Below are 24,578 nucleotides of genomic sequence, written 5' to 3' on the forward strand. Positions count from 1 at the left end.
CTTCTGCCGACCATGGGGCCGAGGCGACGAGACGAGGAGCGATGCATGCTGTTCGAGGTATGGGCACCTGAGGCGGACTCGGTCGGCCTGCGACTGGCGGGCGCGCTGCGGCCGATGACGCGTGACGGAGTACGAACGGGCTGGTGGACGGCCGATGCGGAGGCCGCGGACGGCGACCGGTACGGCTTCGTCCTCGACGACGGCCCCGTGCTGCCCGACCCGCGTTCACGCCGCCAGCCCGACGGCCCGGACGGCGAGAGCGCCGTCGTCGACCAGGGGGCGTACCCCTGGCGCGCCGCGTGGACGGGACGCGGGCTGCCGGGCGCCGTCCTGTACGAGCTGCACATCGGTACGTACACCGGGGAGGGCACCTTCGACGCCGCCGCGGCGCGCCTGCCGCACCTCGCCGAGCTGGGCATCACGCATGTGTCCCTGATGCCCGTCTGCCCGTTCCCCGGCACTCACGGGTGGGGGTACGAGGGGGTGTCGCTGTGGGCCGTGCACGAACCGTACGGCGGCCCGGAGGGACTGAAGCGCTTTGTCGACACGGCGCACGGGCTCGGTCTCGCGGTGGTACTCGACGTGGTCCACAACCACCTGGGCCCGTCCGGCAACTACCTCCCGGCGTTCGGCCCGTACTTCACCGAGACCCATCACACGCCGTGGGGCGCCGCGGTCAACCTCGACGCCGCCGGCTCGGACGAGGTCCGCGCGTATCTGCTCGGCAGTGCGCTCGGCTGGCTGCGCGACTTCCGGCTCGACGGACTGCGGCTCGACGCCGTCCACGCACTCGCCGACACCCGGGCCCTCACCTTCCTGGAGGAGCTGTCCACGGCGGTCGACGCACTCGCCGCGGAACTCGGCCGTCCACTGACCCTGATCGCCGAGTCCGACCTCTGCGACCCGCGCACCACGACGCCGCGCGCGGAGGGCGGGATCGGTCTGCACGCCCAGTGGAACGACGACTTCCACCACTCCCTGCACACGGCCCTGACCGGCGAGTCCCAGGGCTACTACGCCGACTTCGCCACCGCCCCGCTGGCCGCCCTCGCCAAGACCGTGACCAGCGCCTTCTTCCACAACGGCACGTACTCCGGCTTTCGCGGCCGCACGCACGGCCGCCCCGTCGACACCGTCCGCACCCCGGCAACCCGCTTCGTCGGCTATGCGCAGACCCATGACCAGATCGGCAACCGGGCGCTCGGCGACCGGCTCTCCGTCACGCTCTCCCCCGGTCTGCTGGCCTGCGCGGCGGCGCTGGTACTGACCGGCCCGTTCACCCCGATGCTGTTCATGGGAGAGGAGTGGGGTGCCCGCACACCCTGGCAGTTCTTCACCGACCACACCGATCCGGCGCTCGCCGAGGCGGTACGCAACGGCAGGCGGCGGGAGTTCGCGGCGCACGGCTGGGCGGCGGACGACATCCCGGACCCGCAGGACCCCGCCACCCGCAACCGCTCCTGCCTGGACTGGACCGAACCGGAACGCGAACCGCATGCCCGCCTCCACGCCTGGTACCGCGAACTGATCGCGCTCCGCCGCACCATGCCCGATCTGTCGGATCCGGATCTGGCCGCGGTGAAGACCGCCCACGACGAACAGGGGCGCTGGCTGGCGTACCGCAGGGGCGACCTGCGGATCGCGGTCAACCTCGACGAGAAGCCGGCCACGATCCCGCTCGGCGGCGGACGGAACCGGACCGGCATGGGCAGGGTGCTGGCCGCCTGGGAACCGGTGGCGGCGCCGGACGCGGACGGGCTGCTGCATCTGCCGCCGGAGTCGAGCGTGGTACTCGCCGACGACTGACGCGGCGCGCACCACGGGACACGGAACGAGACACGTGAGCCGTCTAGACCTCTTGCCTTCGTGTGCGCTTCACCTCGTACGGTCGGCGCCATGAAGCAGCGATTTCTCGGCAGGACCGGACTCCAGGTCAGCGAACTGTGCCTGGGCACCATGACGTTCACCAGGGCGGGCGACGAAGCGGCCGCCCACCGCGTTCTCGACACGTTCACCGAGGCGGGCGGCACCTTCATCGACACCGCGGACATGTACGACCGCGGCGGCTCGGAGGAGGTGCTCGGCCGCTGGCTGAAGGGCCGCAACCGCGACGATCTCGTCATCGCGACCAAGGTGTGGGGTCGGATGGGCGACGGCGCGAACGACGGGGGGCTGAGCCGCAAGCACATCCTCTCCGCCGTCGAGGCAAGTCTGCGCCGCCTGAACACGGAGTACATCGACCTGTACCAGACCCATCTGTGGGACGCGACGACGCCGATCGAGGAGACCCTCGCCACGCTCGACACGCTGGTGAAGTCCGGCAAGGTCCGCTATCTCGGCGCGAGTAATCTCGCCCCCTCCCAGCTCCAGAAGTCCCTGGACCTCGCGAGCCGGCGCGACTGGACGCCGTACGTGTGCCTCCAGCCGCTCTACAACCTGCTGCACCGCGAGGTGGAGTGGGAGCTGGCCCCGCTGAGCGTCCAGGAGGGCGTCGGAATCATCCCGTGGTCCCCGCTGGACGGCGGCTGGCTGTCCGGCAAGTACCGGCGCGGCATGACCGAGGCGCCCGCCGGCTCCCGCGCCGCCGTCCGGCAGGAGAACGGGAGCGACGACTGGCGGCTCCGGGACAACGAGGAGACCTGGGGAGTCGTGGACGCCGTCGTCGCCGTCGCCGAGGAGGCCGGCCGCACACCCGCCCAGGTCGCGCTGCGCTGGCTCCTCGGACGGCCGGGAGTCACCGCCCCCATCATCGGGGCCCGTACGGTCGGGCAGCTGACCGACAATCTCGGCGCCGTGGGCTGGAAACTGACGGCCGAGCAGGCGGCGCGGCTCGACGGAGCGAGCGCGCGCCCGCTGCCGTATCCGTACGCGACCCTGGAGCGTCTCAGCAACCGCGGCGGCTCGTGAACTACTCGACGACTGCCATGTCGCGCGCGGTCGTGTTCAGCCGCCGCCCGCCGTCGTCGGTGACGGTCACGATGTCCTCGATGCGCACGCCGAACCGGCCCGGCAGATAGATCCCGGGCTCCACGGAGAAGCACATCCCGGGCACCAGCAGCTGCTCCTCGCCCTCGATCATGTACGGGGGTTCATGGGTGGTGACGCCGATGCCGTGGCCGGTGCGGTGGATGAAGCGCTCGCCGTAACCGAACTCGGTGATGACGGCGCGGGCCGCCCGGTCGATCTCCTGGCAGGCGATGCCGGGCCGGACGGCGCGGCAGCCGGCCTCCTGCGCCTCCCGCACGATGTCGTGCACCCGCTGCTCCTCGGCGGTGGGTTCGCCGACATGGACCGTGCGGGAGGTGTCGGAGCCGTAGCCGTGCTTGAGGCCGCCGAAGTCGAGTACCACCATGTCGCCGCGCTCGATGGTGCGGTCGCCCGCCTCGTGGTGCGGGTTGGCGCCGTTCGGGCCGGAGCCGACGACGGTGAAGTCGACCTGCGAGTGTCCGAACTGCTTGAGCAGTGCGGCGAGATCGGCGGCGACGTCGGTCTCCTTGCGGCCGGAGAAGCGGACCTTCAGGATCTCCTCGTACGTGGCGTCGGCGGCGGCCCCCGCCGCGGCGAGCCGTTCCAGCTCGGCCGCGTCCTTGACCGCCCGCAGCATCGGCAGGGCCTCGGTGAGGGAGACGTACGAGGTGCCGGGGAGGAACTGCTGCAGCCCGAGCAGATGCATCGCCCAGGCGTTGTCGCTGATCCCGAACCGGCCGTCCGCGTCGAGCAGCGGGGCGGCCACGGCGTACGGGTCCTTGCCGTCGGTCCAGTCGCGCAGGGTCAGGGCCGGGGAGCCGACCGCCCGCTCGGCGTCCGGCGCCTCCAGGGTGGGGACGACGAGCACCGGGTCCTCGCCCGCCCTGAGGACGAGGAGGGTGAGGCGTTCGGTGTTCACGGGCCGGTAGCCGGTGAGGTGGACGAGGTCCGGGCCCGGTGCGACGAGGACGCCTGCGAGCCCGGCTTCGGCGGCGGACTCGGCGGCCCGCGCCATCCTCGCCCGGTAGTCCTCGGCGGTGAACGGCACGGGCTGGTTCGGGCTGGACATGCGGAACCTCCTGGCGAAGCGATACGGCACACAGCATCCTGCCCGGCGGCGGGGACAGGCGCGAGTGCGGGTCAGACGGCGGGTCGCAGACGCACGACGAGGTCGGCGCGGTCCCGGCCACGGTCGACGAGCCGGGCATTGGTCTCGTCCGACTCGGCGACCCAGCGCTCGGCGTACGGCCGGGGCTTGCCGAACCGCACATGGCGGTCGACGAGTCGGCGAACCCTGACGTCCGGGTCGAGATCCAGGAACCAGACCTCGTCGAGCAGTCGGCGCACCGGCGCCCACGGCCCGTCGTCATGGAGGAGGTAGTTGCCCTCGGTGACGACGAGCGGGATGTCCGGGGATACGGGAACGGCCCCGGCGATCGGCTCCTCCAGGGCTCGGTCGAAGACGGGGGCGTAGACCGGCCCCTGATCCCCGGGCGTGCGCAGGCGTCGGAGCAGGGCGGCGTATCCGGCGGCGTCGAAGGTGTCGGGGGCGCCCTTGCGGCCGGCGCGGCCGAGGCGGTCCAGTTCGGCCTGCGCGAGATGGAAGCCGTCCATCGGGACGAGGACGGCGAGCCCGCCGAGCCCGTCGACCAGCCGTGCGGCAAGCGTGGACTTCCCGGCGCCGGGCGGCCCCGCGATGCCGAGGATGCGGCGGCGGCCGGGGACGGCGAGCCGGCGGGCGCGGGCCGACAGTTCAACGACGTCACTCGTCTGCATGCGGCGCATTGTTCCGGCACGAGCGGCACCCTCGGTAGTGTTACGTATAACCGACCCCCGTACCCTCGAGGAACCGCCATGTCACACATCGCCCTGGTCACCCTGGTCGTCCGCGACTACGACGAGGCCATCTCCTTCTACACGGACGCCCTCGGCTTCGAACTCCTGGAGGACACCGACCGCGGGGACGGCTCCCGCTGGGTCGTCGTCCGGCCGCGCGGCGCGGCGGAGGGGACGGGACTGCTGCTGGCCCGCGCGAAGGACGACGGCCAGCAGAGCCGCGTCGGCGCGCAGACCGGCGGCCGGGTCGGCTTCTTCCTGCACACCGAGGACTTCGCGGCCGACCATGCGCGGATGCAGGCAGCCGGAGTGCGCTTCCTGGAGGAGCCGCGCCACGAACCGTACGGCTCGGTCGCGGTCTTCGAGGACCTGTACGGCAACCGCTGGGACCTGCTGCAGCCCGCGTGAGCCGGCCTGGAGGACGATCTCGCTCGTGCCGGTGCGGCGACAGAAGGACGGGCGACCGCCACCCCGGGAGGTGTTGCTGCCGCCGCGGACTCCGGCGACATGGGATCGAGCCCTTGCGAGGACCGGCCCCTCGGAATGCAGGCGCCTTCGACCGCCACGAAGGGATCAACCCGCTTGCAGGTACTCAGTCGCGAGGCCTGGCCGCAGGTCCGGGCAGGACCGTGACCTCGGCCGGGGTGAGCGCGCCGTGCTCACTGGAGCACTCGACCACGACCTGCACCGGGGCGCCGCAATCGCTGTGCCGGATGTCCAGGACCGGCCCCTCGGCGTCGGCGACGTAGGCCTCGCCCCACTGCCTGAGCGCCACGAGAACGGGCCACAGATCCCGGCCCTTGCGGGTCAGGCGATATTCGTGCCGGGTCCGGCTGCCCTGCTCCTGATACGGGACGGTCTGCAGGACCCCGGCCGCGACCAGCTTGCGGAGCCGGCCGGCCAGGACCGCCTCCGAGAGCCCCACATGCCGGCGGAAGTCGTCGAAGCGGCGCACTCCGTTGAAGGCGTCACGCAGGATCAGCAGCGTCCACTTCTCGCCGACCACGTCGAGGGTGCGCTGGACCGTGCAGTTCTCCGTGCTCATCTCCAGCCACTTCATCCCGTCATGGTAGCCCGCCTGGCTTCGAAATTGACAGTCAGCTGCACCGAGAGCTAGCTTCATCGAACAAAGCCAGACGAGGAGGATCAGCCGCATGGGACGGTCACGTACATACGAATGGGAAGATCCGGCGGTCTCGGCGGCCGCCGTCGGACAGACCACGGGTCTGGAGTTCGTGCGCGAGATCGCCACCGGACGGCTGCCCGGCCCTCCGATCGCCGCCACCCTGGACTTCACTCTGGACGAAGCCGAGCACGGGCGTGTGGTGTTCTCGCTGGTCCCGGGCGAGGAGCACTACAACCCCATCGGCAGCGTGCACGGCGGGGTCTACGCCACACTGCTGGACTCGGCCGCCGGTTGCGCAGTCCAGTCCACCCTGCCGCCAGGCATGGGGTACACCTCGCTCGACCTGACCGTGAAGTTCCTGCGCCCCGTCACCGTCGACACCGGCAGGATCCGGGCCGTCGGCACGGTCATCAGCAGCGGCCGCCGCACCGCCCTCGCCGAAGCCCGACTCCTCGACGAGAAGGACCGTCTCCTCGCTCACGCCACCAGTACATGCATGCTGTTTCCGCTGCCGGCCACCTGACTCCCTGAGGGCTTCAGAGGCCTAGGCCGAGTCCTGCGCGGCGGGGCGAGGACTTCGACGCGGCGCGCGAAGTGGCGGGCCTGCAAGTCGGCGGCGACTACGCGGTCGACGCGATGCGAGCCCGTCCGGCGATCGAGGGCAGAGTCCGCCGCAGGCGGACCCCCATTCAGCCCGCGGGCAACCGCACGGCCGCCCCCCGCAAAGCATCGAGCACCGGTCTGATCAGTGGGTGGCCCTCCGCCCCGTGCCGTACCGCTGCGAACACCCGTCGGGTCGGTGCGCTGCCCTCCACCGGCCGCACCACCACGCCCGCAAGGTCCATGCCGCGCAGCGCCCACCTCGGCACCAGTGCCACTCCGGCCCCCGCGCCGGCCAGCGCCACCACCGCCCGGAAGTCGTCCGAGGAGTGCTCGAGTCTCGGCTGGAAGCCGGCGAATTCGCAGGCCAGGACCACCACGTCATGGCACGGGTTGCCGGGATACTGACCGATCCACGGGTCCTTCTCCAGGTCCGCGATCGTCACCTGGTCCTGGCCGGCCAGCCGGTGGCCCACCGGCAGCACCGCGTCGAACGGCTCCGAGTACAGCGGTACCCGGGTCAGCCGCCGGTCGTCCTCGTCGGGCGCGCCCCGGTATTCGACGGCGACCGCCACATCCACCTGCCGGTCGAGCACCATCGGCACGCTCGCGTCGCCCTCCGCGTCCTGGACCCGGACCCGGATGCCGGGGGCGGTCAGCGTCAGCTCGGCGATCGCGGGGGCGAGCACCAGGCCGATGCCCGTGGCGAACGCGGCGACCGTGACCGTACCGGCGTCCCCCGCGCTGTACGCGGCGAGCTCGGCCTCCGCCCGTTCCAGTTGGGCGAGGACCGCGTTGGTATGGGTAAGCAGGATCTCGCCGGCGGCGGTGAGCCGGACGCCCCGGGCGCTGCGGTCGACCAGCCGGTGGCCGGTCTCCTGTTCCAGCGCGGCGAGCTGCTGGGAGACGGCGGAAGGGGTCAGATACAGCGCGGCGGCTGCCGCGGTCACGGTGCGGTGGTCGGCCACCGCACGGAGAATACGCAGCCGCCGTGCATCGATCATGCGATCCATTGTCCCAGGTCCCGCGGGATGTCCGGGCCCTGGGAGCGGGCGCGGAGGCCCGGGACAGCCGGAGGCCCGGGACCGTCCGGTCCCGGGCCTCCGGCGGGGTGCTACTCGCTCAGTGCGGCCCGCGCGTCGACGAATGCGTCCACCGCACGGTTCACATCGTCCGTGGAGTGCGCGGCGGACAGCTGCACGCGGATGCGTGCCGCGCCCTGCGGGACCACCGGGTACGAGAACCCGATCACGTACACACCGCGCTCCAGGAGCAGCTCCGCCATCCGGCCTGCCTTCGCCGCGTCCCCGATCATGACGGGGGCGATGGCGTGGTCGCCGGGCAGGATGTCGAAGCCTTCCTCGGTCATCCGGGTACGGAAGAGCGCGGTGTTGGCGTTGAGCCGCTCGCGCAGGTCACCGGCGGACTCCAGCAGGTCGATGACCTTCAGCGAGGCCGCCGCGATGACCGGGGCGAGGGAGTTGGAGAAGAGGTACGGGCGGGAACGCTGGCGCAGCAGCGCGACGATCTCGGCGCGGGCCGCGACGTAACCGCCGGACGCACCGCCGAGCGCCTTGCCGAGGGTGCCGGTGATGATATCGACACGGTCCATGACGTCGTGCAGCTCAGGGGTGCCGCGGCCGCCGGGGCCGACGAAGCCGACGGCGTGCGAGTCGTCGACCATGACCATGGCGTCGTACCGGTCGGCCAGGTCGCAGATCTCGCGCAGCGGGGCGACGTAGCCGTCCATGGAGAACACACCGTCGGTGACGATGAGCCGGCGCCGGGCGTCGGACGCCTCCTTGAGCTGCTTCTCCAGGTCGTCCATGTCGCGGTTGGCGTAGCGGAACCGCTTGGCCTTGGAGAGGCGGATGCCGTCGATGATGGAGGCGTGGTTGAGGGCGTCGGAGATGACCGCGTCCTCCGGGCCGAGGACGGTCTCGAAGACGCCGCCGTTGGCATCGAAGCAGGAGGAGTAGAGGATCGTGTCCTCCTGGCCGAGGAACGACGAGAGCCGCTGCTCCAGCTCCTTGTGGACCTCCTGGGTGCCACAGATGAAGCGGACCGAGGCCATCCCGTAGCCCCAGCGGTCCAGCGCCTCGTGCGCGGCGGCGATCACGTCGGGGTGGTCGGCGAGGCCCAGGTAGTTGTTGGCGCAGAAGTTGAGCACCTCACCGGGGCGGCCACCCGCGGTGACGGCGACGGTCGCGGACTGCGGGGTGCCGATCACGCGCTCGGGCTTGTGGAGTCCGGCGGCCTTGATCTCGTCGAGGGTGGTGCGCATGTCGTCGCGTACGGAGTCGAACATGAGGGGTGTCTCCCGGCTCGATAGCTGGATACGGGTGGTCAGGAGGTCCAGTCGAGGATGACCTTGCCGCCGAGTCCGCTCGCCGCGTCGTCGAAGGCCGCCTCGAAGTCGCGGTAGCCGTACCGTCCGGTGATCACCGGGGCGAGGTCGAGGCCGCCCTCCAGCAGCACGGACATGGCGTACCAGGTCTCGTACATCTCGCGGCCGTAGATCCCCTTGATCGTGATCATCGAGGTGACGATGCGCGACCAGTCGACGGCGAACTCCTCGGACGGCAGTCCGAGCATGGCGATCCGTCCGCCGTGCGTCATGTTCGCGATCATGTCGCGCATGGCCTCGGGGCGGCCGGACATCTCCAGGCCGATGTCGAAGCCCTCGCGCAGGCCGAGCTTCTGCTGACCGTCGGCGATGGTCTGCTCGCCGACGTTGAGGGCGAGGCTGACGCCGACCCTCCGGGCCAGGTCGAGCCGGGCCTCGCTGACGTCGGTGATGACGACGTTGCGGGCGCCCGCGTGCTTGGCGACGGCGGCGGCCATGATGCCGATCGGGCCGGCGCCGGTGATCAGGACGTCCTCGCCGACCAGCGGGAACGACAGCGCGGTGTGCACGGCGTTGCCGAACGGGTCGAAGATCGCGGCGATGTCGAGGTCGACGGGGACCCGGTGCACCCACACGTTGGAGGCGGGCAGCGCGACGTACTCGGCGAATGCCCCGTCCCGGCCCACGCCGAGTCCCAGGGTGGAGCGGCACAGGTGGCGGCGTCCGGCCAGACAGTTGCGGCACTTTCCGCACACCAGGTGGCCTTCGCCGCTGACCAGGTTGCCGACGGTGATGTCGACGACGTCGGCGCCGATCGCGGCGACCTCGCCGACGAACTCGTGGCCGAGGACGAGCGGCGTCTTCACAGCCTGCTGGGCCCAGCCGTCGTAGTTGCGGATGTGCAGGTCGGTCCCGCAGATGCCGGTACGGAGCACCTTGATCAGCACGTCCGAGGGGCCGATCTCCGGCTCGGGAACATCCATCAGCCAGAGCCCGGGCTCGGCCTTCTGCTTCACGAGTGCCTTCACGGCTGCGGCTCCCTGTACGTGGTACGTGGTGATTGCCCCGGGCCGGGGGCATGCCTGCGGCAGCCTGCGGCCCGGGGAAGAAGGAGGGACGGCATGGGCAGCGCGCGCGGTGATCGGCTGCCGCGCACCATCCTCTGCCGTCACGGAGAAATCTGCCGTACCCCGCGCCCCAGGTCCATCGAGGTTTTCTTAAGCGCAGCCGCAGCTCCGCTTCATGCCCGCCCGGACGGAGGGGCCGGCCGCCCTGTGGAACGGGCGGCCGGCCCCTGGAACCGAGGGGGCGATCAGTCGCCGATCGCCCGCGGCGGGTTGTCGCGGCCCGGCACCTCATCGGGTGAGGGGACCCGGTCGTCCCCCGATTGCGGCTTGGCCCATCCGGTGGACGCCGGGACGCGCCCCGGCTGTACGCCTCGCGGGCATCACCGCCGCTGGAGCAGTCGCAAGGTCGAGGAACTCACCCTCCCTCCGGGGTGTTGAGGAGTGCCAGGCCGAGGGGGGTGAGGCTGTGAAGCACGGAATTTCGGTGACGGAGAGAGTGGATCAATCCGGCTTCGCGAAGAACGGATGCGTGTTCGCTTGCGCTCGCAGGTGCGATACCTGCACGAGCGGCCAATTCCTTGGTGGAACAGCCTTGGTGCTCCGCGATGGTGGTGAGCACCGCGGTACGCGTGCGGCCCAGAAGCGTCGACACACCGGGGGAGCGAGCCTGACCGGGCGCGGAAGCAGGGGTGGTGAGCTCACGGGGGCGGTGGTCCTGGCCGGCGGGATAGCTCACGGAAACGGGCCGGCCGTCGGTGACGATGGCGCGTGTGCAGAACATCGACGGAACGAACAAGAAACCTTCCCCTTCCAGGTAGAGGTCACGATCGGCTCCGTTCACCATCCGGACTTCCAGAACCGGCGGGTTCCACCGCATCCACTGGGGGTTGGCCTGGGTCAGCAGCTGCTCGACACCGCCGGTGAGCAACTGCTGCAAACGCAGGGTTCGATCGACCGCCAGGTGTTCCGTGAACTGGTCCCAGTGCGGACCGAGCAGGCATGCGTGGAGATGGCTGAGTCCTGTGCAGAGCTCAGCGAACAAAGATGCATCGTCTGCCAGGTGGTGAGTCCACTCGGGGAGGGAGGGATGATGATGCGCCGTTTCCAGCAGACTCGCCCTCACCCGCTCGCGAGGTGTGCTGCGTACCTGTTCCAAAAGGTCTTCGACAGCGCCCACTTTGGTGGGGCTGAGGAAGCCTGGCGAATATCCCACAGCAGGCATGAGGGTCAGGACCATGCGCGCTTGGGCAGACAGCTGCGCGCGAGCATGGTGCCGCCAGGCGTCGAGTCGGGCGGGCTGGCTGCGGCTCTGCAGGGCTCGCGCTGCAAGTTCCAGCTCGTGCAGCGGCATCGGCGCCTCAGCCACACGAGTCCGGGCCAGATCCTGAACCGTGAAGTGTATGCGGTAGACCATGACAGCCTGAGGCGATCCTTCCGGAATGTCGTTCTTCGGTCCAGGCCGAATCACATCGAGTTCGTAGCGTTCGCAAGTGATGCTGAGCCCGCAGCCAGCAGGAGTCGACGGCGCACGGGTACCTGAGCAGCCACGAGTTGGTCATGCAGTCAAATGACCGACGCAACCCTGGGCCCGGCACACGGTCGACACACGCACTCCCAGGTGGTGGTGACGGAGGACGCCCGACAACGTACGCGCTCTTGCTTTTTCACCTCACTCGAGGGGTCTCCTTGCGCAGCATTCCCATGCCCCGACCAGGGGCAGGCCGCGCGGCGACGCCGCTCCGGTGGAGATCACCGACACGGTCGGCCTCGTCGGCCGGCCGCAGGGGCCACGGATCGTCGTGCGCCCCGAGCCGGCGTACCCCAAGTACGCCAAGGATCTGAAGTCGAGCCGAAAAACACCATAACGAGATCAGGCTTCATCTGGCGCAACCTGACGATGTGTAACACATCGGAAAAATTGGTTGCCATGCCCATAAAGGAATCAGTATGCCCTCCATACCCGCCCGCAGACGGGCGGCGCTGGCTATCGGTGTCGTGCTGGCCGTGTTCACGGCCCAGCAGGCCGTGTCCGCCAGTGCAGCACCGGGGACCGGCGCACCGGACCGGTCCTCCGCCGCCGCTGCGACACACCAGCCGACCTCACGTACCGTCACCTTGCTGACCGGCGACAAAGTCACCGTCAACACTGCCGCTGACGGCAGGGTCACCCGTTCCGTACAGGGTGCGGACGGTCAGCTCACCGGCGCTACGACCTACAAGGTCGGCAAGGACACCTACGTATACCCGGACGCCGCCGTTCCGTACCTCGCCGCCGGGAAACTGGACCGCGAGCTCTTCAACGTCACCAAGCTGCTGGCGGACGGATACGGGGACGAGCAGAGCAGCAACCTGCCCCTGATCGTCACCTACACCGACGCTGCCGTCCGCGCGCGGACCCAGGCCGTACCCTCCGGCGCCACCAGGACCCTCGCCCTGAGCAGCATTCAGGGCGCGGCGCTGGCGGAGCACCGGACGAAGGCAGCAGACTTCTGGTCCTCGCTCACCGGCGGGACCGCGGCGGCCGGCGGTCGCAGCGCAGGGGCCAAGCCCCAGCTGCGCAACGGGATCGCGAAGGTCTGGCTGGACGGGAAGGTCAAGGCCGACCTGGCCGACACCACCGCGCAGATCGGCGCACCGCAGGTGTGGGCGGGCGGTGACACCGGACAGGGTGTCGACGTGGCCGTGCTGGACACCGGTGTGGACACCCAACACCCCGACATCGTCGGTCAGGTGGCCGCGAGCACGAGCTTCGTGCCCGACCAGGACGTCGAGGACCACAACGGTCACGGCACTCACGTCGCCTCGACCATCGCCGGCACCGGCGCCGCCTCCGACGGCAAGGAGAAGGGCGTCGCCCCCGGCGCGCGCCTGCATATCGGCAAGGTGCTGGACAATGACGGCTCCGGCCAGGAGTCCTGGGTGCTGGCAGGCATGGAGTGGGCCGCCCGCGACCAGCACGCCAAGGTCATCAGCATGAGCCTGGGCGCCGGGCCCAGCGACGGCCACGACCCGATGAGCGAGGCCGTGAACCAGCTCAGCGCCGAAACCGGCGCGCTGTTCACCATCGCGGCCGGCAACGGCGGCCCGCACACCGTCTCGACGCCCAGCGTCGCCGACGCCGCGCTGTCCGTCGGCGCGGTGGACACCTCCGACCGGCTCGCCGAGTTCTCCAGCACCGGCCCTCGCCAGGGCGACGCCGGGCTGAAGCCGGAGCTGACCGCACCGGGCGTCGACGTACTGGCGGCACGCTCGCAGTACGCCGCCGACGGCGCGGGCTACTACCAGACGCTGAGCGGGACCTCGATGGCCACCCCGCATGTCGCCGGCGCCGCCGCGCTGCTCGCCGAGGCCCACCCGGACTGGACCGGGCAGCAGCTCAAGGACGGCCTGGTCAGCACCACCAAGGAGACCTCCCAGTACTCGTCGTACGAGGGCGGCAGCGGCCGCCTCGACGTCGCCGCCGCCGTCAAGAGCACGGTGTTCGCCACCGACAGCGTGTACGGCGGCTACCGAGCCTCCACGGCGCCGGCCGACGACAAGTCCGACAAGCAGGTGACCTACACCAACACCGGGGACAGTCCGGTCACCCTCGACCTGGCGGTCCAGGTTCCCGGTGCCGCCACCGGCGCGTTCACCCTGTCGGCACCTCAGGTCACCGTCCCCGCGCACGGCAGCAGCAAGGTAACCCTCACGACCGACTTCGGCCTCGTGAAGGCCGACACCATGACCTCGGGGCAGATCCTCGCCACCGATGCGTCCGGTGCGCTGCTCGCCCATACCATTACCGGCGCCTACAAGCAGGCCCCGCGCCACACCCTCACGCTCAACGGCAAGGACCGCAGCGGCCGCCCGATGGCCGGCGATGTGTACCTGATCAGCGACAAGGTCTTCATGGGGCCGCTGCAGCTGGACGACTCGGGCACCGGCACGGTCGAGGTGCCCGCCGGCACCTACCTCGTGAGCCTGGAGAGCGATGTCGAGGGTGCGCACGGGCCGCACTCCAAGGGCAAGGCGATCCTGACAGTTCCGGAGGTGGCCGTCGACCAGGACACCACGGTGGACCTGGACGCCTCCAAGGCCAAGCAGGTGTCCGCCCAGGCCCCGCAGGAGACCACCCTCGCCGAGACCCGCATCGACCTCTACCGCGGGTTCGACAGCGGGAACTGGCTGTCCTTGCAGCGGTGGCCCAACAACGGGTACGACAGCGTCTGGGCCCTGCCCACCAAGCCGGTCACCACGGGCACGTTCGGGTTCGGCGGTAACTGGCGCCTGACAGAGCCGGCCCTGAAGGTCGTGACCGGCACGCGCAACTTCGACGACCTGATCGTCGCGCGCGGAAAGACCCCGCTCCAGGAGGGCACGCGCCAGTACACGGCCGTCTATGCCGGGGAGGGCGGCGCCGCCGCCTACGCCGGTATCGACGCCGTGGGCAAGGCCGTCGTGGTCCGGCGCAGCGATGCAGTCGGGCCGGCCGAGCAGGCCGAGCAGGCAGCCAAGGCCGGAGCGAAGGTGTTGCTCGTCGTCAACGACGGTGACGGACGCCTGGACCCGTGGGGCACCGACCTGGACAATCCCTGGGCCGAGACCGGGAACCCGCCGCCCCTGACGGTGGCCTCGCTGACCGCGGACGAGGGCGACGAGCTGATCGCCCGGATCCAGAAGGGCGGGAGCACGGCGCTCAAGGTGACCTCCCACCCGACCACGGACTACCTCTACGACATCAGCCACCACGAGGCCGTCATCCCGGCGGACCCGACCTACCGGCCGCAGAGCGGTGACCTCAACCGGGTGGATGTCTCCTTCCGCAACAACCGGCCTGCGCGGGGCATGGAGTTCCGTTCCGCCGTGTGGCTGGGCTTCTCCGGAGCCAACCTGTTGCCCACCCCCGCCCAGGCCGAGCGCACCGACTGGGTGTCGCGCGACACGGACTGGGTGGAAGAGGCCGATGTCAATCAGCAGCTTCAGATCAGCAGTGACTCCGTGAAGCGGTACCCGACCGGCACGACCTCCCACCTGGAGTACTTCGGGCCGATCCAGCGTCCCCGGTCGAACGCCAACTACGTGCCTGTGCGTGTGGGCGACGATGTCCTGGCAGTGATCCCGGGCTGGGCCGACTCCGGATCCGGACACGTCGGCAGGACCCTCAACAACACCGGTGTGCGTAACAGTGTGCAGATGTACCAGGGCGACCTCATGCTCAGGTACTCCACGACCGACACCATCGGCAGCCCTCGGTACCCCCTCACGCTGGACAGTCCCGACAAGCAGTCCTACCGCCTGGTCTCGGAGAACATGCGGGGCTTCTGGGACAACGACTACTCGGTCACGACCAGGACCGAGTGGGGCTTCACCTCCCAGCGGCCCGACCCCGGTACCTACGCTGTTCTGCCGCTGATCCAGCTCGACTACGCGGTCGAGGGTATGAACGCCGCCGGCAAGACAGGCCGCCGAGCCGCTATCACCGTCACGCCCTCGCACCTTCCGGGCGGCCCCAGCTCCGACACCATCAAAACGGTGAACGTGGACGTCTCCTACGATGACGGCGTCACGTGGCAGCACCCGGCCCTGACCCACACCGCCCAGGGCTGGAGCACCCAGCTGAACGCCCCCGCCAAGGCGCGGTACGTGACGCTGCGCACCAGCGCCGGCGACACCGAGGGCAACACTGTCAAGCAGAGCATCACCCGGGCCTTCGGCCTGAAGTGAGTGCCCACCCGGTCAGCTCTCGCTGACCGGCACGGGGGCGGGGCCGCATCCAGCGGCCTCGCCCCCTCTTCGTTGCTGTTGAGGAGAGACCGAACACTCGCGCCGGTCCGCCAGGCCGCGACAACACCCCGGAGTCACTGCGACCTCGATGCCGGTGCGCCGGGGGCGACCGGCGCTGAGCGGTCGTATTCGCCGTCGACGGCCGGGACGCCTCCCGCGCATCCGAGGCGCTCCGACAGGCCGGACTGCTGATGGTGGCACTAGCTCTGCGGGACTTCCCTGACGAACACGATGCCGTCGCTGTCCGCCAGGTGGGCCGGGTCAAGCGGGGAGTAGCCGAACCAGGGGGATACGCGGGGCGCGGGCCACGTATCGCCGAGGGCTGCGGCCAGCCGCGGGGCGTCGATGACGCAGCGGTCCTGCGGGAGCGCGTACAGGAGTCCTTCGACGGTGTCCGGCGGCGGCGTGTCCACTCCCTGGTGCCGGATCGTGCCGAGGGCCGTGGCCACGAAGGCGTACCCCTCGCCGAGCTGAGTGCTCACCAGCGCACCGGCGCTCCACCACTCCAGCGGCATCCCGCCCATCCGCATCGTGCTCTTCTCCCGCTGGAGATGGGAGTTGTGGGCGTGAATGAGTGCCGGGCCCCGAGCGGCGACGGCAAGGAGGTTGTGGGCCATCATCTGGTCCCGCACGCCCACCAGCCGGGTCATGCGGGCCGGTGAGGTGGCGGCCATCCAGTAGTGGTAACGCAGCAGACCGAGGGCGGTGCGCCCGTACAGTCGCGCCCGGTCCCAGTCGTCCCGCGAGGTCGCCGTGTTCAGGTGCGGCGTCTGCGCGTCGAGCAGCGCCACCAGATCGTCGGCGAGCAGCCGCAGTTGGCCGGCCTCGGCCGACTGCCCCGTGGACTGTGACGGGTCCATCATCGCGGCGGGATCCGTCCACCGGTCGTCGGCACCGAGCAGGCGGTCGAGTGTGTCCGCGGTGCAGGGGAGCAGGTCCGCGTCCACCCGGTCCGCAAGGTAGCCGTGAAGTGCGCTGAAGGCCTGCCGGGGGCTCGCGGCGTGGGTGATCTCCAGCGGGCCGTCGAAGCCGGCGAAGCGGAGCCGCTCGGAGGCGGGCCGGCCGTCGTTGTCGGCGCGGACGTTGTAGGCGCGCATCCAGCGCACGAGCTCGCGGTTGGCCGCGAAGCTGCCCCAGCCATGGCTGATTCCCTGCTCCATGACCTCGTCGAGAGTGCCCGTGCCCGAGGTGACGTAGTCGTCCACCACCAGGCCCATCATGCAGTCGCTCTCGATCGCGATCGTCCGGTAGCCCTCCTGCTCGACAAGCTGCCGGAAGAGCTCGTTGCGCAGGTCGAGCAGAGCGTCCTCGCCGTGGGTGGGCTCGCCCAGGGCGAGCAGCCGAGGCCGAGCCGGCAGCAGCCTCATGACGGCGGCAGCCTCGACGGCATGGGCGGTGTCCTCGATATCAGTAGGCATACCTTCAACGGTATCGTTGAACCTTCGGTTGAAACTTTCCCGCGATATCGTCAGCTCCATGGGGAGAAACCTTCAAAGCGGCGATCGGCTCAGGCCGGTTGATCTGGCGCGCGGGCACGGTCTGTCCACGCAGGCGATCAGGAACTACGAGGAGGCCGGCATCCTTCCGGCCGCCGGCCGCACACCGCACGGCTACCGCACCTATACCTCGCTGCACGCGGGGGCCCTGCGCGCGTTTCTTGCCCTGGTGCCCGGCCACGGCCACCAGACGGCGACGTCGATCATGCGGGCCGTGAACCAGGGCGCGGTCGATGGGGCGTTCCGCCTCATCGACGAGAGCCACGCCCAGCTCCTCGATGACCGACAGACCCTCCAGGCCGTGGACAGCGCCCTCCGCGACCTGGAGCCCGGCGTGGGGTCTGAGCCAGCAGCGATTTCCGGGCCCGGCGACACGTTCATCGGGCCGCTGGCAGCGAAGCTCGGAATCCGGCCCGCGACGCTGCGCAAATGGGAGCGCGCCGGGCTGGTGCGCCCGCGCCGCGACCCGCGGACCGGGTACCGCGTCTACGACGAGGCCGACGTACGGGACGCCCGGCTCGCTCACCAGCTCAGGCGGGGCGGCTACCTGCTGGAGCAGATCGCCCCGCTGATCGCCCAGGTGCGGGCGGCCGGCGGGCTGGAGCCGCTGGAGGCCGCACTGTGCGACTGGCACCGTCGGCTGTCCGCCCGCGGGCGGGCAATGCTGACCGGGGCTGCAGAGCTGGAGACGTACCTCCGCGAGCGCGGATGAGACTTCGGTCGCCGGTCGACCAGAACAAGAGTCACCAACGGTTCCGTCTCGGCTGCCCCGTCCACCGATGTCGGCCTGGTCCCGGGCCGAGCCCTACTCCTCATCGACCGCAGCCGGATCCCCAGGGGCTGCAGGCCACCGGGCAGATCGGGGAGCCGGAACGAGCACCGGCCGAGCATGTTGACGTGATGCCGCACGAACGGCAAGAGACGGGGCCACATCCTCGTCGCGGACGTCGAAAACCGTTCGCGCGCAACTGCGTGACCGCGGCGCCCATCAAGAAAAGAGTGAATTATCGGTAATGCTCACTTCGGGAAAGATGCACACCCTGAGCTCACCAGTGGTGTCTTGAGTCTCGAATTCAGTCAGAAGCTGCGTCTCTCCGCCCTCCTCGACGATACGCAAAAGCGTTGCACCCTCCCTGAACAGTTTCAGGATATCCCTACCGGATGAGGTACACCAAGAAACGCTGACCGACTGGCCGATCGAGTCGAACGAGAAGATCAAATCTTCGCCAGTGACGTCGATCAACTTCAAGGTCCGCTGAGTGTCACCGGTAATTTCAGCCTCCACCCCCAGGGCGTTGACGATGTCCTGGGGATCCGGAGTTACGAATTCTTTATGCATGAAATTTCCTTAGAGGGGAAGTAATACGCTAACTGCGGAAGATCACCGTCGAAAGCCGCAGACCACCGTCCGACATCATCCGCCACGTGCTCTCTACACCCAGCGCTCCATACCGACCAAATAGAACTGATTTGACTTTACCGAAATCCCCCCACTCGTTGGTGAACCTCTCCGAGAATCCGTTACCGGTTGCCGACTTTAGATGCTCGGTAACAAACTGGCGAGAGGCCGGAGTGTCATGGAACCCAATACTCTTCAACTGGTTGGCATTCTGAATCGCCCGCGGCGCATTGTGGAGATCATACTTAATATCCTTATTGAACAAATAGTCAAGCTTTCTCGGGTTAACCTCGGGGCAAGGGGAAAGCCCGTGCGGATCCGCCCACGTGTGGGGGTTGACGACGTAAGTATCTGGGTTGGGGGCCGGCGTCAGACCAAGGGGATCGGCTGTGAGGTAACGAGCTGTCTCGGGGTCGTAGTAGCGGAAGTAGTTGTAATGAAGGCCTGTCTCAGGGTCGAAGTACTGGCCGGGGAAGCGGAGTGGGGTATAAGCCGTGCTGGCCGTGGACCATGTTGTTGTGCCCCACAGTGTGCTGCGGGTGTGCCAAGCGAGAGTGCCTGACTCGTCGATGAGTTCGGTCGGGGTGCCGATGAGGTCGGTGACAATTGCGAAGAAGCGTTCGTCGACGGTGCCCTGCAGGGAGTCCGTCGGCAGGATGCGTTCGGTCTGGGCCAACGGACGGAAGCCATCGTGGTCCCAAGTGAGGGCGACCTGGTTGGGCAGCGCTTCTGCATCGGTGATCTGCTCGCACAGATTGGTCCCATCCCAGACGAAGGAGACCTGCTCCACCACGGAACCGCCGTCGGCAGCCAGTCGCTGTTTGGCTGTACGGCGGCCGAGAGGGTCGTAGACGTAGCGCCAGCGGGTGCCGTCAGGCGTGGTGACAGAAGTGAGCCGGTCTTCGCAGTCCCAGGTGTAGCGCCAGGGGTCGGGCGTGCGGGACAGCCTGGTCTTCTGGCGCAGCACCATGCGGCCCTGGGCGTCGTGTTCGTATCGGATGCGCCCGGCGCTGGTGACGCGTGTGCCTGTGTATGAGCGTTCCCCTGTCGCTTCCTGGCCCGGATGCGAGACGGGCCACGAAGCCTGGACCTGGTTGCCCGCTTCGTCGTAGGCGTAGGTCTCCGTCCAGTTCGCTCCGGTAACGGCGGTGACTCGCCCCGCCGAGTCCAGTTCGAAGCGGCGATTGCCAGAGATCTGATCGTGGATGCCGACAAGGTTGCCATCCGCACGGTACGCGTAGGTGCGATGCTGCAGGCTGTGGTCTCCGGCCGATACCCGCTGGCCGGCGAGGCGGCTGGCCGTGTCGAACTCGTGCGTGAGGGTGAGCGTCTCGCCGATGCGGCGGGCAGTCTCCTGGCCCACGGCATCGTGGGCAAACATAAGGTTTCGGCCTGAGGTTGTGAGACTGCTGCGTCGGCCAACCGCGTCGTAGTTCCAGGTGCTCACCGCACCGGATGGCGTCGTACGGGAGACGCGCCGCCCCAACGTGTCGTGGGTGTAGGTGAGCGTGCGCCCGTTCACGGTCTCCGACCTGAGTCGTCCGTGCCGGTCGCGCAGCCAGGTCAGTGACGCGTCCGCACTGGTGGCTACGGCGAGCTGGTCGAAGATGTCGTACTCGAAGGTGGTGACCGCGCCGTCCGCGTCCTTACTGAGGAGCTGTCCGAGTTCGTTGTGCTCGTAGCGGATGGTCTCGCCGGCGCCGTTGGTACGGGTGGTGAGTCGGCCTGCGCGGTCGTGGGCGTAGGTCAGCGTCCGTCCGTCGAAGTCGGTCTCGGCGGTAAGGCGCCCGGCCGCGTCGTAGGTATAACTCCAGGCTAGTCCCTGAGGGTTGGTGACTTGTTTCAGCTGGAGATTGCTGTCGTGGTCGAATTCGTAACGCACTCCGTCCGGCTCGGTGCGGGCCACCAGTAGGTCGAAGTCGGTGTATTCGAAGCAACTGACCGCACCCATGGCGTCGGTGTGGGACAAGCAATTTCCCTCACCGTCATCCGTGCCGGTTACCTTCAGAGGGAGACCGAGTTCGTCGTACTCAGCAGTGGAACGACGGCCGTCCGCGCGCGCCCTCCGCGACGGACCGGGCGAAGTTCAACCTGGCGGACTACGGCACCGGCCAGGGCCTCGCCGATCATGCCGAGGTCCTTCAGTTCCCCGTGTGCCTTGTCGATCCCCTGCGCAATCAGCGCCAGCGCCTCCGGCGGGACCTCCAGATCCGGCCGATCCCCGCTCATGCAGGCTCCTCGAGATTCACCGCGACCGCGTCCGGCACGATCCCGGCCACGGGCGGGAACAGCATCCCGTCCGCACTGCCCGCGTCCAGCGCCACCCCGGCCGGGCCCGGCAGCAGCGGCACCATCACGTCCAGCAGCCGCGCACCCAAGATCGTCCGGTACGTCCACTCCCGATCGGCGTCGCCCTGTGCGCGGGCAAATCCGGCCAGCGCTTGCTCGTCGGAGAACGCGCAGATCCAACGCACGCCGTTGTGGTCGGCCGACCACAGACTCCCGGAGGTATCGAGGGGAACCAACACCGCTGCACGCCGGAACTCGCCCAGCAGCACCGCGAACTCTCTGCGAGCGTCAACGCCTGACGCCTCTTCCGCTACCCCCGGCGCGGGCGCCGGGCCCGCCAAGTCGGCCAGACGAAGCGGTCGTTGCTGCCCTGGCATTCCATCCCCACCCATGGTCATGGGGGAGATCATCACACAGTCCAATTTACAGCTGCAATGTGAGGTGGCGTACAGACCGAATGCGGTGGCTGTGACGGTGACCCCCTCGGCGGATACCGGCTGCAGTGCCGTCCGGTTCCACCAGATCAGGAGCCCGTACGCAGTGTTGGCGTACGAGTCACAGCGGCCGGTGGCGCGCGCTTGCAACCCGAGACCCGGGATTCGAGACACAGAACCGGCGCTCCGCTCTTTCGGGGGACCTGCGAGGGGGCGGCGGCCGAGGCTTGAGCTTCGGGATCCGGGGGTCGGGATGCGAGCCCCGAGATGCGAGCACCGTCTTTAACCAGCGGGAAAATCAAGGGGGTTGGTAAACCCCTCCCACCCTCCCCACCCCGTCACGGCCAGCAAGTACGACTAATCGGGACCGGCTTGCGGTGCGTCGTCGCCCCTGCTTACGGTGCCCACAACGAAACGACCCCGACACGGTGTTAGCGCACCATGCCGGGGTCTCACCCCAAGATCGAATCGAGCGATCTCGTGGCTACCGAGAACCTTACGAGTAGCCGCACGATAATGACGCGATCTTGATCGTGTAGGAGCCCCGCGACTTGAGTGCTGGTATTTGGCGATGCTGGCCTGACAGGATCGGCTCGTGATCAAAACCTCGGTGACTATGCGCGAGCTCGTTGTCGGTGACTGCCACGCTGTACATGCCTTCGCCAGCCTGCCGGAGGCTTGCCGCTACCAGGCGTGGGGGCCGAACACCGAGGAACAGACGCGGGACTTCGTCCAAGGCGCGGTGGATGCCCGGTTGCAGTCCCCGCAGACGAGATTCGTGTATGCGGCCTGCCTCGACGGTGAACTCGTCGGTATCGGCGAGCTGAAGGTCCGTAGCCTGGCCCACCGCCAGGGCGAGATCTCCTATCTCGTCCATCCTCGGGTGTGGGGTCGAGGCGTGGGCACAGCCATCGGCGGGGAACTTCTCGGCAGAGGGTTTGGGCTGATAGGACTGCACCGGATCTACGCGACCTGCGATCCTCGCAACGTCGCATCGGCCCGGGTGCTGGGCAAGCTCGGCATGACCCACGAGGGCCGACACCGGCACACCGCGCGGATCCGGGACGGCTGGCGTGACTCCGAAGTCTTCAGCATCCTCGACCAGGAATGGGCGCACCGGCCCGGGCCCGAGTGATCGGGGTATCGGCGGTCAGGCTCCGGCAGCCGCCCTGGTGCCGGAAGGCGAAGAGCCGCGCGGGATCATCTGGAGTGTGAAGTCAAGTTGGGCCCGCGCGGCCTGCTCTGATCCTGCCCTGTGCGGGATCTCGAAGGAACACCTGGGTGCACTGATCACCGAGTTGGCCGGGCCGTGGACCGCAGCCCGAGACTCTGAGCTGGCCAAACGGCGTGGCCATGGCCGATTGCGGGCGGCTGGGGCTGGGCCGGATCACCAGTTGGTCTTCGTGGACCGGGTGCTAGTGACCTTGGTGGTGTTGCGCTGGGCGCTGTCACACAGGGTGCTCGCGGCGCTGTTCGGAGTTTCGCCCTCCACGATCGACCGGGCGGTCGGCGAGGTGCGCCCGCTGCTGGCCGCTCGCGGCTTCGCGGTGCCGGATCGGCCCGGGATCAGGCTCAGGACCCTCGCGGACGTGTTCGCCTATGCCCAGGCCGAGGGGATCATGCTGCGGATCGACGGTACCGAGGTGCAGGTACGTCGCCCGAAGGCGGGGCGGCCGGGCCGTAAGGCGTTCGTGTCGGGCAAGAAGAAGCAGAACACCGAGAAGGCCACGATGATCAGCGACGAGCAGGGCCGGGAGCTGTGGCTCGGGGCGATCCGCCCGGGCCGGATGCACGATGCCACCGCAGTACGCACCGAGGGCATCGAGGAGCAGCTGCGGCTGCACCCGAACGTGAAAGTCGAAGTCGATTCCGGCTATGCCGGCCTGGCCCGCGACTTCCCCGGCCAGGTCAGCGCCCCGCCGAAGAAACCAGCGGCGGACGCCGGGCCGTCCGAGCGCAACTTCTACGACCATGCGCGCCGCTGCCAATCCCAACGGCGGATCATGGTCGAGCACGCCAACGCAGAGGTCAAGCAGTGGCGGTCGCTGCAACGCTGGACCGGCGAGCGCGACGACCTGCCCGAGGCCATCGCCGCAATCGGCGCCCTGGTCTCCGACCGCAGCGCAAAGCGCCCAACCCGCAGCAGGCCGAGCACGGAACTCGACCTCGTCCGCGCGACGGCCTACTGATCCACTCCCAAGCCGAACCGCCAGGCCAGCACGTCCCAAGCCCTATCGTGCGGCTACTCGTTAGCGCCGCCCTGCCCGCCCCCGCATCCTCGCCCGCGTACCCGATGGCCAGGCCCGGTTACGGCAAGCGTTCCGCTCCCGGCCAGGCCCCGCGCCGCGCCGACGACTTCGCGTTGCTGCCCGAACGGGAGCGGTACATCGCCGCCTTCATCGACCACCTGCCCGAGGGTGCGGCGATGAACGTGAAGACCCTCGCCAAGCAGCTCCCCCTCTACGGGCAGCAGGCAATCAGCACCGCACTGACCGCCCTGTCGGTGGCCGGTCATCTGCGACGGGTACGACGCCTGGTCGGCGCGGGCGACCAGATCCGCTGGGTCTTCAGGACCTTCTGGTCCCGCACCGCCCACGACAACGAGTGGTGGGCCGCCTACCTCGCCGCAGAGGACGCCTCGGTTGCGGAGACCGTGCCCGAGGTGGCAGGGGCGATCGCACCCCCGCCGCCCGTGGCCGACGCCCAGCAGGCCCGCGAACCGGCCCCCGCCCCGCAGTCGGCGGCGGACCCCGAATGCCCCTCGCCCGCATATCTGGCGCTCGCTCAACTCGGGCGCATCGACGCCCGGCTGGCCCTTTCGGCCAACGACTGCGAGGCCTTGGAGGAACGGGCCGCCGAATGGCTCGCGCGTGGTGTGAGCACGGACTACCTCATCCACGCCCTCACCTCCGGGCTTCCCGAAGCCGTCGACGTGCCCCGCGGCTTCGTGCGCCGCCGACTCGACGACAAGACGCCGCCCAGGCTGCCCGCCCCACCAACACCTGTGCGCCACGCACTGATGGAGTGCACCCGGTGCGGTGTCCCCGGCCGCCCCGAGGCCCTCCCCGACGGCCTCTGTCGAGCCTGCCGCCGGCCAGCCCCGGGCGTGGACACCGCGCCGGCGCCCGTCGTCGACCTTGCAAACGAAGCAATTGCCGCGAGCGATGTGCACGCCCGCGTCGGTCACCTTCGCGAACTGACCAGGACTCCGTGACGAAGACAGCCGAGAGCCCGTTTCGCCCGGCCCGGGC

21 protein-coding genes and 1 pseudogene are annotated in these 24,578 nt (G+C 69.3%); 10 read left to right on the forward strand and 12 right to left on the reverse strand.

The window, feature by feature from the left end; all coding sequences use genetic code 11:
• The first annotated feature begins 45 nt into the window (after positions 1-45).
• Together treZ and OHA88_RS14000 are read left to right on the forward strand one after the other, a co-directional pair.
• Positions 46-1,806 carry a malto-oligosyltrehalose trehalohydrolase gene (treZ, locus tag OHA88_RS13995; RefSeq protein WP_328625763.1) on the forward strand — a complete coding sequence of 587 codons (1,761 nt, stop codon included), beginning with the start codon at positions 46-48 and terminating at the stop codon, positions 1,804-1,806.
• 90 nt (positions 1,807-1,896) lie between these two features.
• Complete coding sequence (locus tag OHA88_RS14000) at positions 1,897-2,907, forward strand: aldo/keto reductase (protein ID WP_328625764.1); 1,011 nt, start codon at positions 1,897-1,899, stop codon at positions 2,905-2,907.
• A gap of 1 nt (position 2,908) precedes the next feature.
• On the opposite strand, the gene OHA88_RS14005 is transcribed toward OHA88_RS14000, so the two are convergent.
• Together OHA88_RS14005 and OHA88_RS14010 are read right to left on the reverse strand one after the other, a co-directional pair.
• Complete coding sequence (locus OHA88_RS14005) at positions 2,909-4,036, reverse strand: aminopeptidase P family protein (RefSeq protein ID WP_328625765.1); 1,128 nt, start codon at positions 4,034-4,036, stop codon at positions 2,909-2,911.
• A gap of 71 nt (positions 4,037-4,107) precedes the next feature.
• Positions 4,108-4,743, reverse strand: coding sequence for a nucleoside/nucleotide kinase family protein (locus OHA88_RS14010; protein ID WP_328625766.1), 636 nt, complete (start codon positions 4,741-4,743; stop codon positions 4,108-4,110).
• Positions 4,744-4,821: 78 nt separating this feature from the next.
• Here OHA88_RS14010 and OHA88_RS14015 point away from each other — a divergent pair, with 78 nt between their 5' ends.
• Positions 4,822-5,211 (forward strand): VOC family protein, encoded by a 390-nt coding sequence (locus OHA88_RS14015; RefSeq protein WP_328625767.1) that lies wholly within the window; start codon positions 4,822-4,824, stop codon positions 5,209-5,211.
• Between the two features lie 184 nt (positions 5,212-5,395).
• On the opposite strand, the gene OHA88_RS14020 is transcribed toward OHA88_RS14015, so the two are convergent.
• Positions 5,396-5,863: a winged helix-turn-helix transcriptional regulator gene (locus OHA88_RS14020; protein WP_328625768.1), complete on the reverse strand. Its 468-nt coding sequence runs from the start codon at positions 5,861-5,863 to the stop codon at positions 5,396-5,398.
• A gap of 94 nt (positions 5,864-5,957) precedes the next feature.
• Here OHA88_RS14020 and OHA88_RS14025 point away from each other — a divergent pair, with 94 nt between their 5' ends.
• A complete protein-coding gene (locus tag OHA88_RS14025) occupies positions 5,958-6,452 on the forward strand; it encodes a PaaI family thioesterase (RefSeq protein WP_328625769.1) in 495 nt (164 codons plus the stop codon).
• A gap of 166 nt (positions 6,453-6,618) precedes the next feature.
• Here OHA88_RS14025 and OHA88_RS14030 read toward each other — a convergent pair whose 3' ends face one another.
• From OHA88_RS14030 to OHA88_RS14045, 4 genes are all read right to left on the reverse strand, one after another.
• Entirely contained in the window at positions 6,619-7,533 is a 915-nt protein-coding gene (locus tag OHA88_RS14030) for a LysR family transcriptional regulator (protein WP_030974886.1), read from the reverse strand.
• 110 nt (positions 7,534-7,643) lie between these two features.
• Positions 7,644-8,837 (reverse strand): glycine C-acetyltransferase, encoded by a 1,194-nt coding sequence (locus OHA88_RS14035; protein WP_267000598.1) that lies wholly within the window; start codon positions 8,835-8,837, stop codon positions 7,644-7,646.
• A 38-nt stretch (positions 8,838-8,875) separates the two neighbouring features.
• Positions 8,876-9,904, reverse strand: a complete 1,029-nt coding sequence (gene tdh / locus OHA88_RS14040) for an L-threonine 3-dehydrogenase (RefSeq protein WP_328625770.1) — start codon at positions 9,902-9,904, stop codon at positions 8,876-8,878.
• A gap of 454 nt (positions 9,905-10,358) precedes the next feature.
• Positions 10,359-11,357 carry an ArsR/SmtB family transcription factor gene (locus OHA88_RS14045; RefSeq protein ID WP_328625771.1) on the reverse strand — a complete coding sequence of 333 codons (999 nt, stop codon included), beginning with the start codon at positions 11,355-11,357 and terminating at the stop codon, positions 10,359-10,361.
• Positions 11,358-11,685: 328 nt separating this feature from the next.
• Here OHA88_RS14045 and OHA88_RS14050 point away from each other — a divergent pair, with 328 nt between their 5' ends.
• Entirely contained in the window at positions 11,686-11,808 is a 123-nt protein-coding gene (locus OHA88_RS14050) for a hypothetical protein (RefSeq protein WP_267000604.1), read from the forward strand.
• Positions 11,809-11,890: 82 nt separating this feature from the next.
• Positions 11,891-15,649 (forward strand): S8 family serine peptidase, encoded by a 3,759-nt coding sequence (locus tag OHA88_RS14055; RefSeq protein ID WP_328625772.1) that lies wholly within the window; start codon positions 11,891-11,893, stop codon positions 15,647-15,649.
• Positions 15,650-15,909: 260 nt separating this feature from the next.
• Here the strand turns inward: OHA88_RS14055 and OHA88_RS14060 are convergent, their stop codons facing one another.
• The gene (locus OHA88_RS14060) at positions 15,910-17,127 is read right to left on the reverse strand and encodes an erythromycin esterase family protein (RefSeq protein WP_328625773.1); all 1,218 of its coding nucleotides are present in this window, start codon (positions 17,125-17,127) and stop codon (positions 15,910-15,912) included.
• 58 nt (positions 17,128-17,185) lie between these two features.
• Between OHA88_RS14060 and OHA88_RS14065 the strand changes: the two genes are divergently transcribed.
• Positions 17,186-17,917: a TioE family transcriptional regulator gene (locus OHA88_RS14065; protein ID WP_328625774.1), complete on the forward strand. Its 732-nt coding sequence runs from the start codon at positions 17,186-17,188 to the stop codon at positions 17,915-17,917.
• 276 nt (positions 17,918-18,193) lie between these two features.
• Here OHA88_RS14065 and OHA88_RS14070 read toward each other — a convergent pair whose 3' ends face one another.
• The 4 genes and pseudogenes from OHA88_RS14070 to OHA88_RS14085 all read right to left on the reverse strand — a co-directional run bounded on the left by OHA88_RS14070 (position 18,194) and on the right by OHA88_RS14085 (position 21,291).
• Positions 18,194-18,544 (reverse strand): hypothetical protein, encoded by a 351-nt coding sequence (locus tag OHA88_RS14070; RefSeq protein WP_328625775.1) that lies wholly within the window; start codon positions 18,542-18,544, stop codon positions 18,194-18,196.
• A 28-nt stretch (positions 18,545-18,572) separates the two neighbouring features.
• Positions 18,573-20,675, reverse strand: a pseudogene (locus OHA88_RS14075) (RHS repeat-associated core domain-containing protein); the annotation flags it as partial.
• Complete coding sequence (locus tag OHA88_RS14080; protein ID WP_328625776.1) at positions 20,609-20,833, reverse strand: hypothetical protein; 225 nt, start codon at positions 20,831-20,833, stop codon at positions 20,609-20,611. The pseudogene OHA88_RS14075 and the gene OHA88_RS14080, both read right to left, overlap by 67 nt.
• Positions 20,830-21,291, reverse strand: a complete 462-nt coding sequence (locus OHA88_RS14085; protein WP_328629684.1) for an SseB family protein — start codon at positions 21,289-21,291, stop codon at positions 20,830-20,832. Before OHA88_RS14085 ends, OHA88_RS14080 begins: the two co-directional genes overlap by 4 nt.
• Positions 21,292-21,943: 652 nt before the next feature.
• On the opposite strand from OHA88_RS14085, the gene OHA88_RS14090 reads away from it, so the two are divergent.
• The 3 genes from OHA88_RS14090 (at position 21,944) to OHA88_RS14100 (ending at position 24,541) form a co-directional block, all read left to right on the forward strand.
• Positions 21,944-22,462 (forward strand): GNAT family N-acetyltransferase, encoded by a 519-nt coding sequence (locus OHA88_RS14090; RefSeq protein WP_267009727.1) that lies wholly within the window; start codon positions 21,944-21,946, stop codon positions 22,460-22,462.
• Between the two features lie 37 nt (positions 22,463-22,499).
• Complete coding sequence (locus OHA88_RS14095; RefSeq protein WP_443044227.1) at positions 22,500-23,516, forward strand: transposase family protein; 1,017 nt, start codon at positions 22,500-22,502, stop codon at positions 23,514-23,516.
• 104 nt (positions 23,517-23,620) lie between these two features.
• Positions 23,621-24,541, forward strand: coding sequence for a MarR family transcriptional regulator (locus OHA88_RS14100; RefSeq protein ID WP_328629686.1), 921 nt, complete (start codon positions 23,621-23,623; stop codon positions 24,539-24,541).
• Positions 24,542-24,578: the final 37 nt, after the last annotated feature.

The organism is Streptomyces sp. NBC_00353 (assembly GCF_036108815.1).
Taxonomy (GTDB): domain Bacteria; phylum Actinomycetota; class Actinomycetes; order Streptomycetales; family Streptomycetaceae; genus Streptomyces.

Coding starts and splice junctions, on each gene's coding strand:
- treZ (WP_328625763.1), top strand. CDS start 46: ATGCTGTTCGAGGTATGGGCACCTGAGGCGGACTCGGTCGGCCTGCGA.
- OHA88_RS14000 (WP_328625764.1), top strand. CDS start 1,897: ATGAAGCAGCGATTTCTCGGCAGGACCGGACTCCAGGTCAGCGAACTG.
- OHA88_RS14005 (WP_328625765.1), bottom strand. CDS start 4,036: ATGTCCAGCCCGAACCAGCCCGTGCCGTTCACCGCCGAGGACTACCGG.
- OHA88_RS14010 (WP_328625766.1), bottom strand. CDS start 4,743: ATGCAGACGAGTGACGTCGTTGAACTGTCGGCCCGCGCCCGCCGGCTC.
- OHA88_RS14015 (WP_328625767.1), top strand. CDS start 4,822: ATGTCACACATCGCCCTGGTCACCCTGGTCGTCCGCGACTACGACGAG.
- OHA88_RS14020 (WP_328625768.1), bottom strand. CDS start 5,863: ATGAAGTGGCTGGAGATGAGCACGGAGAACTGCACGGTCCAGCGCACC.
- OHA88_RS14025 (WP_328625769.1), top strand. CDS start 5,958: ATGGGACGGTCACGTACATACGAATGGGAAGATCCGGCGGTCTCGGCG.
- OHA88_RS14030 (WP_030974886.1), bottom strand. CDS start 7,533: ATGATCGATGCACGGCGGCTGCGTATTCTCCGTGCGGTGGCCGACCAC.
- OHA88_RS14035 (WP_267000598.1), bottom strand. CDS start 8,837: ATGTTCGACTCCGTACGCGACGACATGCGCACCACCCTCGACGAGATC.
- OHA88_RS14045 (WP_328625771.1), bottom strand. CDS start 11,357: ATGGTCTACCGCATACACTTCACGGTTCAGGATCTGGCCCGGACTCGT.
- OHA88_RS14055 (WP_328625772.1), top strand. CDS start 11,891: ATGCCCTCCATACCCGCCCGCAGACGGGCGGCGCTGGCTATCGGTGTC.
- OHA88_RS14060 (WP_328625773.1), bottom strand. CDS start 17,127: ATGCCTACTGATATCGAGGACACCGCCCATGCCGTCGAGGCTGCCGCC.
- OHA88_RS14065 (WP_328625774.1), top strand. CDS start 17,186: ATGGGGAGAAACCTTCAAAGCGGCGATCGGCTCAGGCCGGTTGATCTG.
- OHA88_RS14070 (WP_328625775.1), bottom strand. CDS start 18,544: ATGCATAAAGAATTCGTAACTCCGGATCCCCAGGACATCGTCAACGCC.
- OHA88_RS14080 (WP_328625776.1), bottom strand. CDS start 20,833: ATGAGCGGGGATCGGCCGGATCTGGAGGTCCCGCCGGAGGCGCTGGCG.
- OHA88_RS14085 (WP_328629684.1), bottom strand. CDS start 21,291: ATGACCATGGGTGGGGATGGAATGCCAGGGCAGCAACGACCGCTTCGT.
- OHA88_RS14090 (WP_267009727.1), top strand. CDS start 21,944: ATGCGCGAGCTCGTTGTCGGTGACTGCCACGCTGTACATGCCTTCGCC.
- OHA88_RS14100 (WP_328629686.1), top strand. CDS start 23,621: ATGGCCAGGCCCGGTTACGGCAAGCGTTCCGCTCCCGGCCAGGCCCCG.